At 46.2% G+C, this 2,356-nt stretch carries 2 protein-coding genes; one reads left to right on the top strand and one right to left on the bottom strand.

The window, feature by feature from the left end; translation table 11 throughout:
• Positions 1–279: 279 nt before the first annotated feature.
• Complete coding sequence (locus KDK14_RS06325; RefSeq protein WP_257264171.1) at positions 280–1,632, bottom strand: hypothetical protein; 1,353 nt, start codon at positions 1,630–1,632, stop codon at positions 280–282.
• Positions 1,633–1,989: 357 nt separating this feature from the next.
• On the opposite strand from KDK14_RS06325, the gene KDK14_RS06320 reads away from it, so the two are divergent.
• The gene (locus tag KDK14_RS06320) at positions 1,990–2,151 is read left to right on the top strand and encodes a hypothetical protein (protein WP_257264170.1); all 162 of its coding nucleotides are present in this window, start codon (positions 1,990–1,992) and stop codon (positions 2,149–2,151) included.
• Positions 2,152–2,356: the final 205 nt, after the last annotated feature.

The raw sequence follows: 2,356 nt of genomic DNA, 5'->3' as shown, positions 1-2,356 counted from the left end.
TAGTAACTGTCCACTTAGCCAGAAATATACGATTCCATTTGGCCAACTACTTAACCAGCAGGGCCATCAGCGGAAAACTGGCGATATACACGTCATAGTATCAGTAGTACTCTCAGGGCGAACATTAAGTGGTCCACTCCATCGTCAATGGGGTCATCTTCCCGAAGAGTGAGTGATTAACGTCTGCCCAAGTGCAATTAATATTCTGCCAGGGCCAAGAGGCTATACGGCTCTCAAGGTAGGTGTACCGCATGCCTGACCGCAGCTTCCGATACTTGTTTATGAATAATAATTTAACAGTTTCTCAATATCTGAGGCGTGCTTTGCCGGAATCTGATGGTTACCCTGAACCATGGGCAACATACTCTGCACGACCGCTCTTGACGCCTGGTCACCGGAACCCAGTTGCAATACGCTCTGCAGATATTCAAGGGGGTTATGCCGCATGTGCGGAATTTCCCAAATCACTTGCTGTAGCCAGCTATTAAATGTTTCAGGATCCAGGATTGCCCGGTGCTTGTCTTTAAGCTCTTGAGCCCACTTGATGTTCCGGTTTCCCTGTACCTTTTCAAAGGCCTGCTTCAAAGCGCAATCGACAGCCTCCTGACTCCAGCCACCGACTCTTTCGCTTAGCAACGTTTTCATACAACCGATTAATCGATCGCAATCAGTTTGATTATCTGATGAAAATCCGGCAACTGCCTTCATGACTTCAATGGGAACTTTCCCGGAAAGCTCATCACCGGCACCCAGTTTCAGCAATTGTTCAATCATATTGGGCTCACATCTTCCTTTCTTGATCAATTTAATCAATTCATCTCTAATCACCGGGGCATCCAATACGATTTTGTGACTGGCCAGAGCGTTGGCATCATGAAAAAAACGGTGTGAAACATAAAATTGTAATGTACGGGCCAGAGCTTTTTTATCCCGGATTCCCTTGTTCAGAATTCCCTGAATCAAGTGACAGTCGTGGTAATTATTTATGTTCAGCACTTGCAGTAGCAGGTCAGTTAACACCTGCATGGATTGTTCATCGGAACCTTTTAGCTCGAGCAACAAGAAAATTTTTCTCTTAACGTGGGGACTGATACGAGTAGTGTTCTCGGGAAAGATTTCAGTTAATACCTTTTTAAATTTGTCGGCACTGAGACTGGCACCGTATCGGCTGTGCATCAGATGAGCCCCGGCAAAGTTGTCGGAATCAATTGCATGACTCAAAAGCTCCTCGACGTTACCTGGAACGGTAGTAAAGGGAGCTGCCCGCTGCTCCAGAGGCGGAATATTACCCTGTTGGCAATAACGGTTGCGTTGACTGGCATAAGAATTGGCATCACAATCGGCAATTTCATCCGTTCGCCCAGGATCAGGCAAATGAGTTTTACACTTGGGGCAGGCTGGAAGATATTCCTCAATCTTACGTTCTGCCAATGCCAGGGTTGCTGAGAACTTATGCCAATTATCCAGGCAAGCCTTGTGAAAGATGTGCCCACATACTGTCAGGCCAGCAGGAGGCGAGGAATACCTTTTGGATGAATCAACGTTAAAGCAATCATCCAGGCAGACTGTGCAATGGCCGTTAGAGGCACGGATTTTCGTGCTGCTGCAAAGGGCAGAATAGGATTCGATCATAACAGAATTAACCTTGGTGTTGATGGAGACGGCAATTGGCGTTTCTGAATATTTGACCAACAAATCATCGAAAAGTTCAGAGAGCTGAATTTTTTTGCTCTGCTTGCCGTAAAACTCTCAAGACACCAACTGGCAAGACACCAGCCGGGCTGAAGAGAATTGGGGCCAGGTTTTTGATTGTGCAAATATATTTTTCATCATCATAAATGGTAATAGTTGTGAATAATGAAAGATTTGGTCACAGATTTTCGACATGATCACAGATTTTTTTGTTCAAATCAGAAACTTTTTTGCTATTCTGCGGTCCATTGCTACGTTAAAACATATTTGATTTATGCAAGACTGAAATCCGGTTTTTTGGCACCCATCTTTCGGTATCGATTTATTTTTTTAACAACTCGTGAGCTGGATGATCACGCCCTGAGTAAAATCTTTGGCGTTATTGTGGAACCTGTCCCGCCGCCTGTGGTGCCAGGCCACGCATCCCTGATGTCTGTGCGCAGACGCAAGGCATCGTGAGGGGCGGTTCATCGGGTTGCCAATGGAAACCGCCGCAATGGCAGGCACGAACTGTCGGTATCATTGAGGTGGATGTCACCTGAGCTTCATGCATAGCTGGTGCGAACCCTGTTGTTAAACGGTAGCAGAACCGTTGTCAGGGGTGCCGAAAAACACGACGATCGCCGTAATAACTGGATTAAAGAGCTTGATCAGCGCAGGGGCA

It is taken from the genome of Endozoicomonas sp. ONNA2 (assembly GCF_024606365.1).
Taxonomy (GTDB): Bacteria; Pseudomonadota; Gammaproteobacteria; order Pseudomonadales; family Endozoicomonadaceae; genus Endozoicomonas.
This window is presented reverse-complemented; position numbering and strand designations above follow the sequence as displayed.